This window comes from Streptomyces sp. NPDC001851, from assembly GCF_040297165.1.
Taxonomy (GTDB): Bacteria; Actinomycetota; Actinomycetes; order Streptomycetales; family Streptomycetaceae; genus Streptomyces.
This window is the reverse complement of sequence record NZ_JBEOYR010000006.1, coordinates 68,556-88,205: the sequence shown is the minus strand read 5'-3', so window position 1 is coordinate 88,205 and position 19,650 is coordinate 68,556. Positions and strand designations below refer to the sequence as shown.

General features: G+C 70.2%; 15 protein-coding genes. 7 read left to right on the top strand and 8 right to left on the bottom strand.

Translation table 11 applies throughout. The features are described 5' to 3' along the window. The first annotated feature begins 162 nt into the window (after positions 1–162). Together ABT171_RS10410 and ABT171_RS10405 are read left to right on the top strand one after the other, a co-directional pair. Positions 163–1,104 carry an IclR family transcriptional regulator gene (locus ABT171_RS10410; RefSeq protein WP_503074678.1) on the top strand — a complete coding sequence of 314 codons (942 nt, stop codon included), beginning with the start codon at positions 163–165 and terminating at the stop codon, positions 1,102–1,104. 99 nt (positions 1,105–1,203) lie between these two features. Beyond that, positions 1,204–1,641 carry an SsgA family sporulation/cell division regulator gene (locus tag ABT171_RS10405; protein WP_351241921.1) on the top strand — a complete coding sequence of 146 codons (438 nt, stop codon included), beginning with the start codon at positions 1,204–1,206 and terminating at the stop codon, positions 1,639–1,641. A gap of 99 nt (positions 1,642–1,740) precedes the next feature. Here ABT171_RS10405 and ABT171_RS10400 read toward each other — a convergent pair whose 3' ends face one another. Beyond that, the gene (locus tag ABT171_RS10400) at positions 1,741–3,219 is read right to left on the bottom strand and encodes a YibE/F family protein (RefSeq protein ID WP_351242339.1); all 1,479 of its coding nucleotides are present in this window, start codon (positions 3,217–3,219) and stop codon (positions 1,741–1,743) included. A gap of 250 nt (positions 3,220–3,469) precedes the next feature. Here ABT171_RS10400 and thiC point away from each other — a divergent pair, with 250 nt between their 5' ends. Continuing rightward, entirely contained in the window at positions 3,470–5,254 is a 1,785-nt protein-coding gene (gene thiC, locus ABT171_RS10395; RefSeq protein ID WP_351241919.1) for a phosphomethylpyrimidine synthase ThiC, read from the top strand. A 157-nt stretch (positions 5,255–5,411) separates the two neighbouring features. Here the strand turns inward: thiC and ABT171_RS10390 are convergent, their stop codons facing one another. The 3 genes from ABT171_RS10390 to ABT171_RS10380 all read right to left on the bottom strand — a co-directional run bounded on the left by ABT171_RS10390 (position 5,412) and on the right by ABT171_RS10380 (position 8,927). After that, a complete protein-coding gene (locus ABT171_RS10390) occupies positions 5,412–6,272 on the bottom strand; it encodes a hypothetical protein (protein ID WP_351241917.1) in 861 nt (286 codons plus the stop codon). Positions 6,273–6,452: 180 nt separating this feature from the next. Continuing rightward, complete coding sequence (locus ABT171_RS10385) at positions 6,453–7,532, bottom strand: metallophosphoesterase (protein WP_351241915.1); 1,080 nt, start codon at positions 7,530–7,532, stop codon at positions 6,453–6,455. Positions 7,533–7,814: 282 nt separating this feature from the next. Further along, entirely contained in the window at positions 7,815–8,927 is a 1,113-nt protein-coding gene (locus ABT171_RS10380; protein WP_351241913.1) for a LacI family DNA-binding transcriptional regulator, read from the bottom strand. A 442-nt stretch (positions 8,928–9,369) separates the two neighbouring features. On the opposite strand from ABT171_RS10380, the gene hisC reads away from it, so the two are divergent. After that, a complete protein-coding gene (hisC, locus tag ABT171_RS10375) occupies positions 9,370–10,449 on the top strand; it encodes a histidinol-phosphate transaminase (RefSeq protein WP_351241911.1) in 1,080 nt (359 codons plus the stop codon). A gap of 12 nt (positions 10,450–10,461) precedes the next feature. Here the strand turns inward: hisC and ABT171_RS10370 are convergent, their stop codons facing one another. Next, entirely contained in the window at positions 10,462–10,839 is a 378-nt protein-coding gene (locus tag ABT171_RS10370) for a cyclophilin-like fold protein (RefSeq protein ID WP_351241909.1), read from the bottom strand. A gap of 208 nt (positions 10,840–11,047) precedes the next feature. On the opposite strand from ABT171_RS10370, the gene ABT171_RS10365 reads away from it, so the two are divergent. Genes ABT171_RS10365 through cydD form a run of 3 tightly spaced genes read left to right on the top strand, consistent with a single transcriptional unit; the run spans position 11,048 to position 17,226 of the window. Continuing rightward, positions 11,048–12,556: a cytochrome ubiquinol oxidase subunit I gene (locus ABT171_RS10365; protein ID WP_351241907.1), complete on the top strand. Its 1,509-nt coding sequence runs from the start codon at positions 11,048–11,050 to the stop codon at positions 12,554–12,556. 15 nt (positions 12,557–12,571) lie between these two features. After that, on the top strand, positions 12,572–13,588 hold the full coding sequence (cydB, locus tag ABT171_RS10360; RefSeq protein ID WP_351241905.1) for a cytochrome d ubiquinol oxidase subunit II: 1,017 nt from the start codon (positions 12,572–12,574) through the stop codon (positions 13,586–13,588). Positions 13,589–13,647: 59 nt separating this feature from the next. Beyond that, positions 13,648–17,226: a thiol reductant ABC exporter subunit CydD gene (cydD, locus tag ABT171_RS10355; protein WP_351241903.1), complete on the top strand. Its 3,579-nt coding sequence runs from the start codon at positions 13,648–13,650 to the stop codon at positions 17,224–17,226. 31 nt (positions 17,227–17,257) lie between these two features. On the opposite strand, the gene ABT171_RS10350 is transcribed toward cydD, so the two are convergent. From ABT171_RS10350 to ABT171_RS10340, 3 genes are all read right to left on the bottom strand, one after another. Further along, positions 17,258–18,145 (bottom strand): Cof-type HAD-IIB family hydrolase, encoded by an 888-nt coding sequence (locus tag ABT171_RS10350; protein WP_351241901.1) that lies wholly within the window; start codon positions 18,143–18,145, stop codon positions 17,258–17,260. Between the two features lie 76 nt (positions 18,146–18,221). Further along, entirely contained in the window at positions 18,222–19,124 is a 903-nt protein-coding gene (locus tag ABT171_RS10345) for an LLM class flavin-dependent oxidoreductase (protein WP_351241899.1), read from the bottom strand. A 42-nt stretch (positions 19,125–19,166) separates the two neighbouring features. Beyond that, positions 19,167–19,625, bottom strand: a complete 459-nt coding sequence (locus tag ABT171_RS10340) for a hypothetical protein (RefSeq protein WP_351241897.1) — start codon at positions 19,623–19,625, stop codon at positions 19,167–19,169. Between the last annotated feature and the right edge of the window lie 25 nt (positions 19,626–19,650).

Here is a 19,650-nt window from a genome sequence, read left to right as displayed (position 1 = left end):
CGGTTTCCCTCGGGGGAGGGAAGTTTCCCCGGGAGGCCGTCTGTGGTCGGGGGCGGACGATTAGAGTCCGGAACTCCCGCGGGGACCGGCCCCGCGGGCGGCGCAGATCCCCTCCGTGCTCCTCCTCGCACGGGCTGCCCCTCGCGCTCCGGGAGTAACCCCTTGGCCACGGTTGACACCACACCGGCAGAGCCCCACGGACCCCCCGTCCCACCGCGCACCTGCGCACCTCCCTCCCAACGGCCGCCGGCCGTCGCGGTCCCCGAACAACCGCACCCCAGCGGCGCCTCGGGCCCGCTGCACCGCACCGGCGCCCCAGCGCCACCGCACCCCGCCGACGCCCCTGGACCCCCGGCCGCCGCGACGCTCATCGGGTCCGTCCAGCGCGCCATGCGCCTGCTGGAGACCGTGGCCGCACACGGCTGCGGCGCCCCCGCCAAGCAACTCGCCCGCGAGACGGGCCTGGCCCTGCCGACGACGTACCACTTGCTGCGCACCCTGGTGCACGAGGGCTATCTGCGCCGAGAGAAAGGGCTGTTCTTCCTCGGCGAGGCGGCTGAGCGGCTGGGCAGCAGCGGAGCACAGCAGAAACGTCGCAGCGCGGTGGCCGACACCCTCGCCCACTGGCGCGATTCCATCGGGGTGCCGGTGTACTACGCGATGTACCGGGACGGCGAGATCGAGGTCATGTGCGTCTCCGACTCCCCCGGGGCGCCGGCGGTCGAGGAGTGGGCCGACTTCCGCGAGACCGGCCACGCGCACGCCATCGGGCAGTGTCTGCTCTCCCAGCTGGACGAGGACGCCCGCCGCGACCACCTTGCCCGCTATCCCGTCCAGTCCCTCACGCCGTACACCGTGCGCGACAACGACGCCCTGCTGCGGCGGCTGGCCCGGATGCCGCGCATGGAGCCGGTGGTGGAGCGTCAGGAGTACGCGCTCGGGACGGTCTGCGCGGCGGTGCCGATCACGGTCGGCACGACCGTGGCCACGATGGCCATGTCACTGCCCGCAGACCAGGCCGACCGGCTGCTGCCCGCGGCCCGTCGGCTGCAGGCGGAGATCGGACGGCATCTGGGGACGCTCACCCTCTCTATCAGTATCTGAAAACTTACTCCTTGTGATCTCCCGTGTACGTTCAGCAAGATTTGACCACGGTTACAGGGAGCAATCCCGGCCAGTCGATGTCATATGACGGGATGGACGATGCGCGAGTCCGTACAGGCAGAGGTCATGATGAGCTTTCTCGTTTCGGAGGAGCTCTCCTTCCGTATCCCGGTGGAGTTGCGCTACGAGACCAGTGATCCCTATGCCGTGCGACTCACCTTTCATCTGCCCGGTGACGCCCCGGTGACGTGGGCGTTCGGGCGTGAGCTGCTGATCGACGGCGTCGGCCGGCCGTGCGGGGAGGGGGATGTGCACATCGCTCCCGTCAGTTCCGATGTGCTGGGTGAGGTGCTGATCAGGCTTCAGGTCGGCTGCGACCAGGCCCTGTTCCGTTCCTCCACACCTCCGCTCGTGGCCTTCCTGGACCGCACGGACAAGCTCGTGCCGCTGGGCCAGGAGGGTGCCCTGGCCGACTTCGACGCCCATCTGGACGAGGCCCTTGACCGCATCCTGGCCGAGGAGCAGAGCGCGGGCTGAAGCGTTACGGCACGGGTCGCCGGGCGCTGCGCCATGCCGCGTGGACGCATGCAGGAACGCTTCTGCGTGGTGCCCTGCCCGGGACCGTTCAGCCCGGGCTCACCGCTTCCGGCGTCGGCCGCGGCCGCCGTGTGCCGTAACGGGCGGTGCCGGAGCCGGGGTGTGCGGCCCGGGCCGGTCGGCCGAGACCACCAGGGCGGCGAGCGCGGTGGTGACCGGGACCGAGGCGACGAGACCGATCGAGCCCACCAGCGTGCGCACGATCTCCTCGGCCACCAGTTCGCTGTTGGCCACGGTCCCGACACTGCTCTGCGCGATCGAGAACAGCAGCAGCAATGGTAGTGCGGCACCGGCATAGGCGAGGACAAGGGTGTTGACCACGGAGGCGATGTGGTCGCGGCCGATACGGATGCCGGCCCGGTACAGCCCGCGCCAGCCCATCGACGGATTGGCCTCGTGCAACTCCCAGACGGATGACGTCTGCGTCACGGTCACGTCGTCCAGGACACCGAGCGAGCCGATGATGACGCCGGCCAGCAGCAGGCCGCTCATGTCGATCGACGGATAAAGGCCGTGGATCAGACCGGTGTTGTCGTCCGTGTTGCCGGTCAGGGCGGCCCAGCCGATGAAGAGGGAGCCGAGTACGCCGATCAGAGACAGGGAGATCAGCGTGCCGAGCACCGCCACCGAGGTCCGCGCCGACAGGCCGTGGCACATGTACAGGGCGATCAGCATGATGGCGCTCGCCCCGACCACCGCGACGAGCAGCGGGTTCGAACCCTGGAGGATCGCGGGCAGGATGAACAGGGTCAGCACGAGGAAGCTCACGGCCAGCGCGACGAGCGCCATGACGCCACGCAGCCGGCCGACCACCACCACCGCGAGCGCGAAGATCCCCGCGAGCAGCGTCATGGGGAACTTCCGGTTCACGTCGGCCACCGAGTACTGCAGGTCCTTCGGTGCCGAGGGCTCGTAGGCGGCCACCACCTCGTCGCCCTGGTGCAGCTGCCGGGGCTGGTCCGGCTGCACGATCTCGGTGAACGTACGCCCCTTGTCCTTGCCGGTGTCGACCCGGACGGTCGCCTTCTTGCAGGTTCCCTTAGCCTCCTGTTGCGCCGAAGTGCCCTCGGCGGTGGAGGTGTCGCCGGTCGGGGTGTCACCGGACGCGTTCACCGACCGGCAGCTCACCTCGACGACCACGGTGACCGTGGCCTGCTGTGTCTCCCGGTCGAAGCCGACGCCGGTGCGCTTGTGGGACGGGGCTCCCCCGGGCCAGAGCACCAGCAGCCCCACGATGACCGCCGCGGTGAACGGGACCAGGATCGCGGCGATGACCTTGCGCAGGTGCTGGGAGACCGGGGCAGCGGGACCGTGGCTGTGGCTGTGGCTGTGGCTGTGGCTGTGGCTGTGGCCGTGGTCGTGCGTGCGACCGCGGCCGTGGCCACGGCTGTGACCGCGGCCGTCGTCCCCACCGGATCCCCGCTCGGGACCCTGGCCGCCGCCTCCGCCGAAGCCGGCCCCCTGCTCCGAGCCCTCTCGTTGGCGTGGCTCCGGCGGCTGATAGGGGTACTGATCCATCCTGGTCACCGCCCGATCATTGCAAGAACGGTGGGGGCCCACTGTTCACCGCGCCACATATGACGCTAGCGTGGAGGCACCTTTGCACACGCGGGAGCTCGGAGCACCGGGCTGAGAGGGCGCTGACCTCCGTACACCCGATGTTTCACGTGGAACAGGCGATGTTCCGCAGGAAACGTCGGCAGACGGACACCGCTGCGTCGACCGCCGAACCTGTTACCGGGTAATGCCGGCGTAGGGAGTAGGTCTCATGACCAACAAGGACGCACGCACGCCTGCCTCCGCTCAGGACGAGAAGTCCCAGGAGGCCGGGAAGTCCATCGGCTGGCACAAGGCGTACGTCGAGGGTTCGCGCCCCGACGTGCGCGTGCCGGTCCGCCAGGTGCACCTCACCAACGGGCAGTCGGTCACGCTGTACGACACCTCGGGCCCGTACACCGATCCGCTCGTTGATACCGATGTCCGCAGGGGCCTGCCGCCGTTGCGGGAGAACTGGATCATCACCCGCGGCGACACCGAGGAGTACGCGGGCCGCCCCGTCCGTCCCGAGGACGACGGGATCAAGCACACGTCGCCGCGTGGCGGGCTGCGCAACCTGGACGCGGTCTTCCCCGGACGCCCGCGCCAGCCGCGCCGGGGTCGCAGTGGCCAGGCGGTGACGCAGCTCGCGTATGCACGCCGGGGAGAGATCACCCCCGAGATGGAGTACGTGGCCATCCGGGAGAACGTGTCTCCGGAGGTTGTCCGCGAGGAGATCGCGGCGGGCCGGGCGGTGCTGCCGGCCAACGTCAACCACCCGGAGATCGAGCCGATGATCATCGGCAAGCGGTTCCTGGTGAAGGTCAACGCCAACATCGGCAACTCCGCGGTGACCTCCTCCATCGAGGAGGAGGTGGAGAAGATGACCTGGGCGACCCGCTGGGGCGCCGACACGGTCATGGACCTCTCCACCGGCCGCAACATCCACACGACGCGTGAGTGGGTGCTGCGCAACTCCCCCGTCCCCATCGGCACGGTGCCGCTCTACCAGGCACTGGAGAAGGTCGACGGCAGGGCCGAGGAACTGACCTGGGAGATCTACAAGGACACCGTCATCGAGCAGGCCGAGCAGGGCGTGGACTACATGACGGTCCACGCGGGCGTGCGGCTGCCGTACGTCCCGCTCACCGCCAACCGCAAGACCGGCATCGTCTCGCGCGGCGGTTCGATCATGGCCGCGTGGTGCCTGGCGCACCACAAGGAGTCGTTCCTGTACGAGAACTTCGAGGAGCTGTGCGAGATCCTCGCCGCCTACGACGTCACGTACTCGCTGGGCGACGGTCTCCGGCCGGGCTCGATCGCGGACGCCAACGACGAGGCCCAGTTCGCCGAACTGCGCACGCTCGGGGAACTCAACCGGATCGCGAAGCGTTTCAACGTACAGACGATGATCGAGGGCCCGGGACACGTCCCGATGCACAAGATCAAGGAGAACATCGACCTTCAGCAGGAGATCTGCGATGAAGCTCCGTTCTATACGCTCGGCCCGCTGACCACGGACATCGCGCCGGCGTACGACCACATCACCTCCGGCATCGGCGCTGCGATGATCGCCTGGTGGGGCACGGCGATGCTCTGCTACGTCACGCCCAAGGAGCACCTCGGCCTGCCCAACCGGGACGACGTCAAGACCGGCGTCATCACTTACAAGATCGCCGCGCACGCGGCCGATCTCGCCAAGGGGCACCCGGGAGCCCAGGAGTGGGACGACGCGCTGTCCGACGCCCGCTTCGAGTTCCGGTGGGAGGACCAGTTCAACCTCGCCCTGGACCCGGACACGGCACGGGAGTTCCACGACGAGACCCTGCCGGCCGAGCCCGCCAAGACGGCCCACTTCTGCTCCATGTGCGGGCCGAAGTTCTGCAGCATGAAGATCTCGCAGGACATCCGCCGCGAACACGGCGGCAGCCGGGCCGAGATCGAGGAGGGCATGGCCCAGAAGTCGAAGGAGTTCGCGGCGAGCGGCAACCGGGTGTACCTGCCGATCGCCGACTGAGACAGACGGGAGCAACTCGCCGCGCCGCGTCGCCCCTTGAGGCGGCCGGTGGGGTCGGGGGACCGGGCGGTGACGCCACACCGGTTGGCCGCTCGGTCCGCCCGGCCGGGCCCCGCGGGCGGGAGCGCGAGCCGGGGCGTCCGGGCGCTGGTGCGGGTCAGTCGGGCTGGTGCTCCGGGCCGCCGAAGTCCGGGCTGGTGTAGTCCGGGCTGGTGAAGTTCGGGCGGCTGGAGTCGGTGCCGTCGTCGGGGCTGCTGAAGCCGGGGCGGCCGTACCCGAGGCGGGGCATGCGGCCGCTCGGGGCGGGCGGCGTCGTGCGGTGCAGTGCGGCCGGTCCGGGCTCGGCGAGCGCCTCGCGCAGGAACGGCAGGATGCCCCGCTCCAGCAGGGCGTCGCGCCAGGCCTCCCTGGCCCTGTCCAGCTCCCTGTGCGCCGCGTCCAGTGCCTGGGCCTGGGGCGAGCTGTTGTTGCGCAGCGCGGTGAGGAGCAGGCCGACGGCGGCGACCAGGACCGAGGCCGCGGTCACCGCGCCGAACACCCAGCCGGCGGTGAGCATGGTCCGCGCGAAGGCGTGTCCGGGGCTGAGCGTCTTCAGGATGTAGCCGACGAGCAGGAAGATCGCCGCGGCGGTTCCGGACAGGACAGGAGCCAGGACGGCGATGACCGCGATGGCGCCCGCACCGGTGCTCTCGGCGCCCTCGCCGAGGGTGGTGACGAGCCCGGTCGTGGCCGAACCAGGGTCCGCGGCGGCGGAGTCGGCGGCGGCCGACGGGGCCATGGCCGGGTGGCGCAGTTCCTGGCGGACCCTCACATAGTGCTGGTATTCGGCTGCCGCGGCGGCCGTGATCAGGGCGCTGGCGTCGAGTGCCATGGTGCGCAGTTGTTCCGGATTGAGCCGCTGTCCGACAGCGGCCAGTTCCGGCCGGTGCGGTGCGGAGCGCAGCGCCTCATTGAGGAGCCGCTCGAATTCCTGGCGGTCCTCGCTCTGCAGGTGCTGCGGAACGCTGTTCATGTGCATCCCCCGATGCTCCGTAGGGCTTGGGGCTCGCACGCCGGCGAGCCGTCGGGCAGAAACGGAGGGGAGCCTGCTACGGATAAGCCGATGGTAGAGCCGTGACGGCACACGGTGACAGGGGGTTGCCGGAAATTGCCCCCCGCGTGCGTGTGCTTCGCCGGAGGACGCCTGCCCGCGGGACGGTCAGGTAGTCAGAGGGAGTTGCCGGACCAGTAGCTTTCCGGCCATGGTCACCCCGCCGTCCATCGCGATGGCGAGCCCGTCGGCGTAGACGTGCGGGCCCTCCACGGCCGGGCCGGTGCCCTCCTCGCCGTCCTCGGAGCCGACCTCGCCGAGGAGGTAGGGGATCGGGCTGTGGCCGTGAACGATGCGAGTGCCGCCGTACGTATCGAGGAGGGAGCGCACGGCGTCGGCGCCGCCCTCGTCGCGGAAGGAGAAGCGCTTGGTGAACTTGCGGAACAGATCCCAGCACTCGTCCGCGTCATTACGGGTGAGGGTCTCGCGGACGGTGTCGTTGACCGCCTCGATCGAGTCGCCGTAGTCGAGATAGGCGGTGGTGTCCGAGTGCACGAGCAGATAGCCGTCGACCTCCTCGACGGCGTCGAGACGGGCCATCCACTGCAGATGGTGGTCCTGGAGGCGGTCCATGTCGGTCTTCTGGCCGCCGTTGAGCAGCCAGGCCGCCTGGAAGGTGGCGGTGCCCGCACCTGAGTTGACGGGCGTGTCGCCGAACCGCTTGGCGCCGAGCAGCAGCAGTTCGTGGTTGCCCATGAGGGCCTTGCAGTAGCCGCCGGCCGCCGCGGCCTCGGCGGACAGCCGCATCACGAGATCGATGACACCGATGCCGTCCGGCCCGCGGTCGGTGAAGTCTCCGAGGAACCACAGCCGGGCGGTACCGGCGCACCACTGGCCCGAGGCGTCGATCAGGCCCTGTTCCCGCAGGGCGGTCATCAGTTCGTCGAGGTATCCGTGGACGTCTCCGACGACGAACAGCGGTCCGGGCCCGGACGCGGGCTGCGGGGCAGGGGGCGCGGGTGCCGGTTCGACGGGGACCTGGAGCGTCTCCGACCGGGTGATGACAGGGAGGTCGCGCTGGGTGGGCGTGTAGCCGTCGGGGTACGCCTCGTCGACGGGCGACCCGGTGTCGCCCGGATGGGCGGTGCGGACGTACGGACCGGTCTCGTGGACGTACGCCGGCACCCGGAAGTCGCGCAGCGTCGCCGTCCGCTCCACTTCGGGTCCCTGACCGGCCCCCTGAGTCATCAGACCCCTCCACCATCGCGCCGCAGCTGCACCGCTTCGGACTGCCTGGTCGCAGCGGTCCGCGGTGTCGTGGGCCCATCATAGGAATGCGCGTCGCGCCGTGTGATGACCCAGGGGTGGTGAATCGGAACAAGACTCCAGTTCACCGCGGCTTTCGCCCCGTTTGGGCAGGTGTTCGGCCGGCTTTGCGTCGACCGAACACCGCGGCTCGCCGGTCGCCGGCCCGCCCTGCCCCCGCCACCGGCTGACGGCTGTGCGGGGTGAGCGCCCCGCTTCCCGGCGCTATTTCCCGTCCGGCGACCGCGGTGGGCTGACCGTCGTGCGCGGCGGACGCCGCTGGGAGGAGGTGCGCACGATCAGCTCGGTCGGTATCACCTGCTCGACCGGCTGGTTCGACTCCACGCCCTCGATGGCGTCGATGAGGAGCTGGACCACCGCGGTGCCGATGCGGCGGGGTTTGAGGGAGAGCGTGGTGATGGGCGGCTCGGTGCTGGCGTACCCCATGGACTCGCTGCAGCACACGAGCAGCAGGTCGTCGGGGACACGGAGCCCGTAGCGGCGGGCGGCGGCCAGCAGGTCCGTGCCGTTGGGGTCGAACAGTCCGTAGACCGCGTCGGGCCGGTCGGGGCGGGCGAGGAGCCGGTCGGCGGCGACGGCGCCGGCGCACGGGTCGTGCGCGGGATAGGCCTCGTAGACCGGGTCCTGGCCGACGCGCTCGCACCAGCGCAGGTAGGCGGTGGTCGACAGATGGGTGTACGTGTCCGTCGTCGTGCCGGTGAGCAGGCCGATACGGCGGGCGCCGGCGGCCGCGAGGTGGTCGAGGATGCCGAGTACGGCGGCCTCGTGGTCGTTGTCGACCCAGGCGGTGACCGGCAGCGAGCCGGCCGGGCGGCCGTCGGAGACGACCGGCAGCCCCTGCCGGACCAGCTCGCTGACCACCGGGTCCTGGTCGGACGGGTCGATGACGACCGTGCCGTCCAGGGCGACGTTCGACCACACGTCGTGGCGGGAGGTCGCGGGCAGGATGACGAGGGCGTAGCCGCGGGCGAGCGCGGCCGAGGTGGCGGCCCGGGCCATCTCGGCGAAGTACGCGAACTCGGTGAAGGTGAAAGGTTCATCCCCGTATGTCGTCACGGTCAGGCCGATCAGACCGGACTTGCCGGTACGGAGCGTGCGGGCGGCGGCCGAGGGGCGGTACCCCAGTCGGTCGGCGACCTCGCGGACATGGCGGCGGGTGGCATCCGGGAGCCTGCCCTTGCCGTTGAGAGCGTCGGAGACGGTCGTGATGGAGACCCCGGCGGCGGCGGCCACGTCTCTGATGCCCGCCCGGCCCGGCCGACTGCCTCGACGTGAGGTTTCCGCGCGGCTCACCTGGTGCTTCCCTGCTGCTGTCATGGCGAGCCGATAGTAGGGCTCATACGGTGGGGTAGTGCGGACGCATATGCACGCGTTGACAGGCACGTTTCTGCATGGTCGCTAGGTATCAACGCCCTTTGAAATAAAGGCAGTTAAGCGATCCAGCGGTAAGACGTGACGTGTCAACGCGCATGGGCCTGCCGAGGGCCCGATGTCTCGAAGAGGTCTCAACTCACCTGCACGGGGGATGCGCGCCACGGCGCGAGCCACCGGCGCATAGATATATGTACGACGCGCCCCCCTGAACGTACGCCTTCGTACGGGGATGCCCGTGATGGACGCCCGTGATGGCAGCGGGCCGGATGCGGTTCGCGTATTACCGGCCCGCACCTGTACGCACCGGGGCCGAATCCTCATAAGGTGAGGAGTATTGGAAGCCGGCGGCGTCGACGGTCCGCCGGTGATCGCGAGGAGGACTGCGGTGAGCGAGACGAGCCCCAAGCTGCGCGGCGAGCTGGAGGGTATCCCCACCTACAAGCCGGGCAAGCCGGCCGCGGCCGGCGGGCCGGTCGCCTACAAACTGTCCTCCAACGAGAACCCGTACCCGCCGCTGCCCGGCGTGATGGAGAGCGTCACGGCGGCCGCCTGCAACTTCAACCGCTACCCGGACATGGCCTGCACAGGGCTGATGGAGGAGCTGTCCGAACGCTTCGGTGTCCCGCTCTCCCACCTGGCCACCGGCACCGGCTCGGTGGGCGTCGCCCAGCAGCTCATCCAGGCCACCAGCGGTCCCGGCGACGAGGTGATCTACGCCTGGCGGTCCTTCGAGGCGTACCCGATCATCACGCAGGTCAGCGGTGCCCGGTCGGTGCAGGTGCCGCTCACGTCCGGCGAGGTGCACGACCTGGACGCGATGGCGGACGCGATCACCGACCGGACGCGTCTGATCTTCGTCTGCAATCCCAACAACCCGACCGGCACGGTGGTGCGGCGGGCCGAGCTGGAGCGGTTCCTCGACCGGGTGCCCGGCGATGTCCTGGTGGTGCTGGACGAGGCCTACCGCGAGTTCATCCGCGACCCGGAGGTGCCCGACGGTGTCGAGCTGTACCGGAACCGGCCCAACGTCTGCGTCCTGCGTACCTTCTCGAAGGCCTATGGGCTCGCCGGGCTGCGCGTCGGTTTCGCGATCGCCCATGAGCCGGTCGCGGCGGCGCTGCGCAAGACGGCGGTGCCCTTCGGGGTCAGCCAGCTCGCGCAGGAAGCGGCGATCGCGTCGCTGCGGGCCGAGGACGAGTTGCTCGGCCGGGTCGGCTCTCTTGTGTGTGAGCGCAAGCGCGTGGTCGACGCACTGCGCGCCCAGGGCTGGACGGTGCCGGAGACCCAGGCGAACTTCGTCTGGCTGCGGCTGGGGGAGCGTACGGTCGCGTTCGCGCAGGCCTGTGAGCAGCACGGTGTGGTCGTCCGGCCGTTCCCGGGCGAGGGTGTGCGGGTGACGATCGGAGAGACCGAGGCGAACGACATCTTCCTGAAGGCGGCGGAGGCGTTCCGCAAGGAGCTGTAGCCGGCGGGGGCTCTACTCGTCGATCAGTTCCACTCGGACGGGGTCGCCGTTTCGTACGGTCGCCAGAGCGCGGGCGTCCCCGTCCAGACTTCCGAGGACATTGCACGGGCTCGCGAGGCGGCACTCATCGCCTCGCGAGATCGGCGTCGGGCCGTAGGGCAGGGCGAGTGCATCGCCGTCCGTCCAGAAGGCCACCGTGCCCGGCTCCACGACCTGCCGGGCGTCCGTTTCACGTGAAACAGAGACTCCTGTGTCGAAATAGACCTCCTCGCCCCATGTGCGGGCGCTGGAGGTGAGCGGCAGCGCCTTGGCGAGGGCCTGCGTGGTCGGTGTGTCGGCGTCGAGGGTCGCGGTGATGTTCCCCGCGGGCCAGGAGATGCGTATCTGCATGGCGCGCAATTCAACAAGATGTTGAAGTCGCTGCCAAGGCCTTGACGTCAAGGCGAAGGGGGGACCCCCTGTTCATTGCCGAAAATCAGTGCGTCATAATAGCTTGTGAATGTGAACGCGTTCACAAGCGCGTCCCGATTGCCCTGTATGTGCGCGATAAACGGGGCAAACCGCCGCTGTACCACGGCGTAGTAAGGAGAGTGACGACGTGGACCTGGCTCTGGCGCCGGAGACACTGGCGCGCTGGCAGTTCGGCATTACCACCGTCTACCACTTCCTGTTCGTCCCGCTGACCATCTCCCTGGCCGCCCTCACGGCCGGGCTGCAGACGGCGTGGGTGCGCACGGAGAAGGAGAAGTACCTCCGGGCGACGAAGTTCTGGGGCAAGCTCTTCCTGATCAACATCGCCATGGGTGTGGTCACCGGCATCGTGCAGGAGTTCCAGTTCGGCATGAACTGGTCCGACTACTCGCGCTTCGTCGGCGACATCTTCGGCGCACCGCTCGCCTTCGAGGCCCTGATCGCGTTCTTCTTCGAGTCCACCTTCATCGGCCTGTGGATCTTCGGCTGGGACAAGCTCCCCAAGAAGATCCACCTCGCCTGCATATGGATGGTCTCGATCGGCACGATCCTGTCGGCGTACTTCATCCTCGCCGCCAACTCATGGATGCAGCACCCGGTCGGCTACAGGATCGACAAGGCGAAGGGGCGCGCCGAGCTGACCGACTTCTGGGCCGTGCTGACTCAGAACACCGCGCTGAGCCAGGCCTTCCACACCCTGTCGGCCGCCTTCCTGACCGGGGGGGCCTTCATGGTGGGCATCGCCGCCTACCACCTGGCCCGCAAGAAGCACATCCGTGAGATGAAGACCTCGCTGCGGCTCGGTCTGGTCACCGTGGTCATCGCGGGTCTGCTCACCGCGATCAGCGGGGACACCCTCGGCAAGGTCATGTTCAAGCAGCAGCCGATGAAGATGGCCGCCGCCGAGGCGCTGTGGGACGGGCAGAAGCCGGCGCCGTTCTCGATCTTCGCCTACGGCGATGTGGAGAAGGGCCACAACACCGTCGCGATCGAGATCCCGGGCGTGCTGTCCTTCCTCGCCAACGACGACTTCTCCTCGTACGTCCCCGGCATCAACGACGTCAACAAGGCCGAGCAGCAGAAGTTCGGGCCGGGTGACTACCGGCCCAACATCCCGGTCGCCTTCTGGGGCTTCCGCTGGATGATCGGCTTCGGCATGGCGTCCTTCGCCATCGGCCTGGCCGGACTGTGGCTGACCCGTAAGAAGTTCATGCTGCCGCAGCATCTGCGGGTCGGCGAGGACGAGGTGCCGCATCTGGTGCTGTTCAAGAACAAGGCGCTCAGCCCCCAGCTGACGCTCTGGTACTGGCGCATCGCCACCTTGACGCTGGCCTTCCCGCTGATCGCCAACTCGTGGGGCTGGATCTTCACGGAGATGGGCCGCCAGCCGTGGGTCGTCTACGGCGTCCTGCAGACCCGGCATGCGGTCTCACCCGGTGTCTCCCAGGGCGAGGTCATCACCTCGATGATCGTCTTCACTTCGCTGTACGCGATTCTCGCCGTGGTCGAGGTCAAGCTGCTCGCCAAGTACGTCAAGGCCGGCCCGCCCGAGCTGACCGAGGCCGACCTCAATCCGCCCACGAAGATCGGCGGCGACACCCGTGACGCCGACAAGCCGATGGCCTTCTCGTACTAGGCCGGGGGAACAGTCATGGAACTTCACGACGTCTGGTTCGTCCTGATCGCCGTCCTGTGGACCGGCTACTTCTTCCTGGAGGGGTTCGACTTCGGGGTCGGCATCCTCACCAAGCTGCTGGCCCGCAACCGGCCGGAGCGGCGGGTGCTGATCAACACCATCGGGCCCGTCTGGGACGGCAACGAGGTGTGGCTGCTCACGGCCGGCGGCGCGACCTTCGCCGCGTTCCCGGAGTGGTACGCCACCCTTTTCTCCGGCTTCTACCTGCCACTGCTGATCATCCTGGTCTGTCTGATCGTCCGGGGCGTCGCCTTCGAGTACCGGGCGAAGCGTCCCGAGGAGAGCTGGCAGCGCAACTGGGAGACAGCGATCTTCTGGACCTCGCTGATCCCCGCGTTCCTGTGGGGCGTGGCCTTCGGGAACATCGTGCGGGGCGTGAAGATCGACCGGCACTTCGAGTACGTCGGCAGCGTCTGGGACCTGCTCAACCCCTACGCCCTGCTCGGCGGCCTGGTGACGCTCACGCTGTTCACCTTCCACGGAGCGGTCTTCACCGCGCTCAAGACCGTGGGGGACATCCGGGTACGGGCACGGAAGCTGGCCCTGCGGGTCGGCGTCGCCACGGCCGTCGTGGCGCTCGGCTTCCTGCTGTGGACGCAGGCCGACAGCGGTGACGGCAAGAGCCTGGTGGCCCTCGTTGTGGCGGTCGCCGCCCTGGCGGCCGCTCTGGCGGCCAACCAACTCGGCCGTGAGGGATGGGCGTTCACGCTGTCCGGCCTCACCATCGTGGCCGCCGTGGCGATGCTCTTCCTGTCGCTCTTCCCGAATGTCATGCCGTCGACGCTCAACGGGGACTGGAGTCTGACGGTCACCAACGCCTCGTCGAGCCCGTACACCCTGAAGATCATGACGTGGCTGGCGGCCATCGCCACGCCGCTCGTCCTGCTCTACCAGGGCTGGACCTACTGGGTGTTCCGCAAGCGGATCGGTACGCAGCACATCGCCCCCGACGCTGCCAGCGCCGCACACTGAGTCCGCCGAGGGTGTGTTTCACGTGAAACACACCCTCTGGACCGAAGGACGCGTTTCACGTGAAACCAATCGATCCTCGCCTTCTGCGCTACGCCCGCGCCACCCGGCTCTTCCTGGTGGCGGTCGTCGGCCTGGGAGCCGTCGGCGCGGGGCTGGTCATCGCTCAGGCGATGCTCATCGCAGAGATTGTCGTCGGAGCGTTCCAGCGGGGGGAGCCCGTCGCGGGACTGCGTACTCCCCTACTGCTGCTGGCCGCGGTGGCCGTGGGGCGGTCGGTTGTCGCCTGGCTCACCGAACTCGCCGCCCACCGGGCGAGCGCGGCGGTGAAGTCCGAACTGCGGGGACGGCTTCTCGACCGGGCGGCGGCGCTCGGTCCCGGGTGGCTGGCCGGGCAGCGCACCGGTTCCCTGGTCACGCTGGCCACGCGCGGGGTCGACGCCCTGGACGACTACTTCTCGCGTTACCTGCCGCAGCTGGGCCTCGCGGTGGTGGTGCCGGTGGCGGTGCTGGCGCGGATCGTCACCGAGGACTGGGTGTCAGCGGTGATCATCGTCGGCACCCTGCCCCTCATCCCGCTCTTCATGATGCTGATCGGCTGGGCCACCCAGTCCCGGATGGACCGTCAGTGGCGGCTGCTGTCACGGCTGTCCGGACACTTCCTGGACGTGGTCGCCGGACTGCCCACGCTGAAGGTCTTCGGCCGGGCCAAGGCACAGGCCGAATCCATCCGCCGGATCACCGGCGACTACCGCCTGGCCACCCTGCGGACCCTGCGGATCGCCTTCCTCTCCTCCTTCGCGCTGGAGTTGCTCGCCACGCTGTCGGTCGCCCTGGTCGCGGTGACGATCGGCATGCGGCTCGTGCACGGCGACATGGATCTGTACATCGGCCTGGTGATTCTGGTGCTGGCACCCGAGGCCTACCTGCCGCTGCGCCAGGTGGGCGCGCAGTATCACGCGGCGGCGGAGGGGCTCGCCGCTGCGGAGGAGATCTTCGGTGTGCTGGAGACGCCGGTTCCGGCGTCGGGTACCAGTGCGGTACCCGAGGGTGCGGTGACCTTCGACGGGGTCACCGTCCGCTACCCCGGGCGCTCCCTGGACGCCGTGGCAGAGGTGTCGTTCCGTGTCGAGCCCGGCGAGACGGTTGCGCTGGTCGGGCCGAGCGGAGCGGGCAAGTCGACGCTGTTGAACGTGCTGCTCGGGTTCGTCCGGCCGATCGAGGGGCGGGTGCGGATCGGGGGAGCGGATCTCGCGGACCTCGACCTGGAGGAGTGGCGGTCGCGGGTCGCGTGGGTGCCGCAGCGGCCGCATCTGTATGCCGGGACCATCGCGGAGAACGTGCGGTTGGCCCGGCCGGACGCGGACGACGGTGCCGTACGCCGGGCGCTGCGGGATGCGGGTGCGCTGGAGTTCGTGGACGCGCTGCCCGACGGGGTCGAGACCGTGCTCGGCGAGGACGGGGCCGGGCTGTCGGCGGGGCAGCGGCAGCGGTTGGCTCTGGCTCGGGCGTTTCTCGCGGATCGGCCTGTGCTGTTGCTGGATGAGCCGACGGCTGCGCTGGACGGGGCGACGGAGGCGGAGGTCGTCGCGGCGGTGCGGAGGCTGGCCGCCGGCCGGACGGTGCTGCTCGTCGTGCATCGGCCGGCGTTGTTGTCGGTGGCCGATCGAGTGGTACGGCTGGAGGACGCGGAGCCGGTGGCGCACCGGTGCGACGGCGAACCTGCCAGGGGGCTCCGCCCGCTGGACCCCCGCCTTTGCCCACCCACCAACCGTGCGGGGCTGACCCCGGCGGGGCAGGGCTCGGCTGGGTCCCGACTCGGTGGACTGGAAGGTGACGCCTCGGTCTCCCGGGCTCGGCGGGGTGGGAGCGGGGCGGCGGACGGGGGTTCGGGGCGGGTGCTTGCGCGGGTTCGGGGGCTTGGCGGGGCCCGCCGGGGGCGGTTGGCGCTGGCCGTGGTGTCGAGGTGTCTGGCGCTCGGTAGTGCCGTGGGGCTGATGGCGACCTCCGGGTGGCTCATTTCGCGGGCCTCGCAGCATCCTCCCGTGCTGTATCTCATGGTGGCCGTGACGGCCACGCGGGCCTTCGGGATCGGGCGGGCCGTCTTCCGGTACGCCGAGCGGCTGGTGTCGCACGACGCCGTGCTGCGGATGCTGGCCGACACCCGGGTCGCCGTTTATCGGCGTCTGGAGCGGCTGGCACCCGCCGGACTGCGGACCGTCCGCCGAGGCGATCTGCTGACCCGGCTGGTCGCGGACGTCGATGCGCTCCAGGACTACTGGCTGCGCTGGATGCTGCCCGCCTCGGTCGCCGTGGCCGTGTCGGCCGGCTCCGTCGGGTTCACGGCCTGGCTGCTGCCCGAGGCCGGTGCCGCCCTCGCGGCGGGCCTTGTGGCCGCCGGTGTCGGTGTCCCCCTCGTCACCGCGACCGTGGCCCGGCGGACCGAACGACGGCTGGCTCCTGCCCGGGGTGCCCTCGCCACCCGCGTCACCGACCTGCTCACCGGGACCGCCGAGCTGACCGTCGCCGGTGCCCTACCCGCCCGTACGGGGGCGGCCCGGCGAGCCGACGGCACCCTCACCCGGATCGCCTCGCGGGCCGCCGCCGTGACAGCGCTCGGCGACGGGCTGACCGCGCTGATCTCGGGCCTGACGGTCACGGCGACCGCGCTGTTCGGCGTCCAGGCGGTGGCCGCCGGCCGGCTCCACGGTGTGGCGATGGCCGTGGTCGTCCTCACTCCGCTGGCCGCCTTCGAGGCCGTACTGGGGTTGCCGCTCGCCGTGCGCTACCGGCAGCGGGTGCGGCGGAGCGCCGAGCGTGTCCACGAGGTGCTCGACGCTCCGGAGCCCGTGCGCGAGCCCGAGCGGCCCCGCCAGGCGCCCGCCTCGCCGTTCCCGCTGGTGGTCAAGGAGCTGGCCGCACGGTATGAGGGGCAGCGGAAGGAAGCGCTGGCCGGCTTCGGTCTCACCCTGGAGGAGGGGCGGCGCATCGCTGTGGTCGGGGCGTCGGGGTCCGGCAAGACCACCCTCGCCCAGGTGCTGCTGCGCTTCCTCGACCCGCGGCGGGGCTCGTACACGCTCGCCGGTGTGGACGCCCGTGCGCTGGCCGGTGACGACGTACGGCGGCTTGTCGGACTGTGTGCGCAGGACGCGCATCTCTTCGACAGCTCGGTACGCGAGAACCTGCTGCTGGCCAGGAAGGACGCCACCGAGGCCGAGCTGCGCCGGGCGCTGGACCGGGCCCGCTTGCTGGACTGGGTGGACGGGCTGCCCGACGGTCTGGACACGCTCGTCGGGGAGCACGGAGCGCGGCTGTCCGGGGGCCAGCGGCAACGGCTGGCGCTGGCCCGTGCGCTGCTGGCCGACTTCCCCGTCCTGGTCCTCGACGAGCCCGCCGAGCATCTGGACCTGCCGACGGCCGACGCGCTGACCGCCGATCTGCTGGCCGCCACTCAGGGCCGTACGACGCTGCTGATCACCCATCGACTGGCCGGTCTGGAGGCGGTGGACGAGGTGATCGTCCTCGACGCTGGCCGGGTGGTGCAGCGGGGCACGTACGCACAACTGCTCGCGGCGGACGGGCCGTTGCGGGAACTGGCACGACGGGAGGCGGAGGCGGCGTCGTTGGTGGCGGCGGGCTGACCGGAGGCGCCGGTACCAGTGACGGGTATGGTCAGAAGGTCTCCGCCAGCAGCTGTTCGATGACGACCGCGACGCCGTCCTCGTTGTTGGCGACCGTACGGCCCGACGCGGCGGCGAGGACGTCCGGGTGGGCGTTGCCCATCGCGTACGAGTGGCCGGCCCACGTCAGCATCTCGACGTCATTGGGCATGTCGCCGAAGGCGACGACCTCCTCGTGCGAGATACCGCGCTCCGCGCAGCACAGAGCGAGGGTGCTGGCCTTGGAGACCTCGGGGCCGCTCAGTTCGAGCAGGGCGCTGGGGCTGGAGCGGGTGACGTTGGCGCGGTCGCCGATCGCGAGCCGGGCGAGCGCGAGGAAGGCGTCCGGGTCGAGGTCCGGGTGGTAGGCCAGGATCTTGAGCACGGGCTGGTCGGCGTCCGGGCCCTGGGGGGCGAGGAGTTGCTCGGCGGGCAGCAGGTTGTCCGGTATCTCCATGTGCAGCTTGGGATAGTCCGGCTCCTGGTGGAAGCCGTAGGTCTGCTCGACCGCGAACACCGTGCCGGGTGCCGCCTCGCGGAGCAGTCGTACGGCGTCCAGGGCGTTCTCGCGGGCCAGTTCGCGCACCTTGACGAAGCGGTGGGCGCCGGGGCCGCCGTGCAGGTCGACCACGGCGGCGCCGTTGCCGCAGATCGCCAGGCCGTGGCCGTGGACATGGGCGCTGACGACGTCCATCCAGCGGGCCGGGCGGCCGGTGACGAAGAAGACCTCGATGCCCGCCTCCTCCGCGGCGGCCAGCGCGGCGACCGTGCGGGGTGAGACCGACTTGTCGTCGCGCAGCAGTGTGCCGTCGAGGTCGGTGGCGATCAGCCGCGGTCGTACGGCGGCGGCGGGAGTTCCGGGCTGTCTGGTCGCTGAGGTCACCCGGCCATTCTCACGCATATGCCAGCACGGCCGTGCGGGACTCCGCACAGATGAGACACAGATGACGCTCAGCGCCCGTCAGTCCAGCCGCCCGTCAGCTCAGCTGAGCCACGGCCTCCATCGCGATCTGCTCGAAGATCTTCTCTTCCGCGGCGAAGTCGGAGTCCGGGATGGGCCAGTGGATCACGATCTCGGTGAAGCCCAGCTCATGGTGGCGGCCCGCGAAGTCCACGAAGGCGTCCAGGGACTGCAGCGGCCGGGCGCGGTCCGGGGTGAAACCCGTGAGCAGGGTCTTCTCCAGGCCGGCCGCATCCCGCCCGGCGTCCGCGCAGGCCGCGGACAGCTTGGTGATCTGCCCGCGCAGGGCCTCGACGGACTGCTCCGGCGTGCCGGACTCGTACAGCTTCGGGTCGCCGGTGGTCACCCAGGCCTGCCCGTACCGCGCGGCGAGCTTCAGGCCGCGCGGGCCGGTGGCCGCCACCGCGAACGGCAGCCGGGGCCGCTGCACACAGCCCGGGATGTTCCGGGCCTCGTGCGCCGAGTAGAAGCGGCCCTCGTGCGTCACCGCGTCCTCGGTGAGCAGCCGGTCCAGCAGCGGCACGAACTCGGCGAACCGGTCGGCGCGCTCACGCGGGCTCCACGGCTCCTGGCCCAGCGCGGTGGCGTCGAAACCGGTGCCGCCGGCGCCGATGCCGAGGGTGATCCGGCCGCCGGAGATGTCGTCCAGGGAGATCAGCTCCTTGGCGAGGGTCACCGGGTGCCGGAAGTTCGGCGAGGTCACCAGCGTGCCGAGGCGCAGCCGCTCGGTGGCGCCGGCGGCGGCCGTCAGGGTCGGGACCGCGCCGAACCAGGGCCCGTCACGGAAGCTGCGCCAGGACAGGTGGTCGTAGGTGTACGCGGTGTGGAAGCCCAGCTGCTCGGCCCGCACCCAGGCCGAACGGCCGCCTTCGCTCCAGCGGCGGTAGGGAAGGATCACGGTGCTCAGGCGCAGAGTCATGCGTTCGAGAGTAAGCGGACCCATGGACAACGGACCAAACGGTCACCGAACGCGGCTGCTCAGCCACGGAGTGAGCAGGGTCATCGGGACGTACTCCTTGTGGGCGCGGTCGCCGGGCAGGGGGACGACCAGGCGGTAGCCGGGCGGGAAGCGGCGCGCCCTGACGTGGGCGAGGCCGTCGAAGACGGAGCGGAGGAAGGCGGGCACGTCGTCGCGCCGGATGTCGTGGCACTCGATGCCCTCGACCTCGATCAGCGCATCGTCCTCCGGGTAGAGCCGCACGCTCACCCGGGGTACGCCGCCGAACTCGGCGTACGCCTCGTGCGGCAGGGACCCGTCGGGGTCCGTGACCGCCCCGATGCCCGCGGCGCTGCGGCGGGAGGTCTGGTCGGCGCCGATGTCGTGGGTCACCTCGATCTCGCGCGCGTAGCGGGCGGCAAGGACGCGCAGCGCGGCGACGGCGGCCTCGGTGGTCGGCAAGTGCTCGTGCGAGTGGTCCATACCACCGATCATCGCCGTTGGCCGG

Excerpts from the sequence above, each read along its gene's own strand:
- ABT171_RS10370 (WP_351241909.1), bottom strand. The coding sequence starts at position 10,839 with ATGCAGATACGCATCTCCTGGCCCGCGGGGAACATCACCGCGACCCTC.
- ABT171_RS10385 (WP_351241915.1), bottom strand. The coding sequence starts at position 7,532 with ATGACTCAGGGGGCCGGTCAGGGACCCGAAGTGGAGCGGACGGCGACG.
- ABT171_RS10390 (WP_351241917.1), bottom strand. The coding sequence starts at position 6,272 with ATGCACATGAACAGCGTTCCGCAGCACCTGCAGAGCGAGGACCGCCAG.
- ABT171_RS10345 (WP_351241899.1), bottom strand. The coding sequence starts at position 19,124 with ATGACTCTGCGCCTGAGCACCGTGATCCTTCCCTACCGCCGCTGGAGC.
- cydB (WP_351241905.1), top strand. The coding sequence starts at position 12,572 with ATGGAACTTCACGACGTCTGGTTCGTCCTGATCGCCGTCCTGTGGACC.
- ABT171_RS10380 (WP_351241913.1), bottom strand. The coding sequence starts at position 8,927 with ATGACAGCAGCAGGGAAGCACCAGGTGAGCCGCGCGGAAACCTCACGT.
- ABT171_RS10340 (WP_351241897.1), bottom strand. The coding sequence starts at position 19,625 with ATGGACCACTCGCACGAGCACTTGCCGACCACCGAGGCCGCCGTCGCC.
- ABT171_RS10405 (WP_351241921.1), top strand. The coding sequence starts at position 1,204 with ATGCGCGAGTCCGTACAGGCAGAGGTCATGATGAGCTTTCTCGTTTCG.
- thiC (WP_351241919.1), top strand. The coding sequence starts at position 3,470 with ATGACCAACAAGGACGCACGCACGCCTGCCTCCGCTCAGGACGAGAAG.
- ABT171_RS10400 (WP_351242339.1), bottom strand. The coding sequence starts at position 3,219 with ATGGATCAGTACCCCTATCAGCCGCCGGAGCCACGCCAACGAGAGGGC.
- ABT171_RS10350 (WP_351241901.1), bottom strand. The coding sequence starts at position 18,145 with ATGCGTGAGAATGGCCGGGTGACCTCAGCGACCAGACAGCCCGGAACT.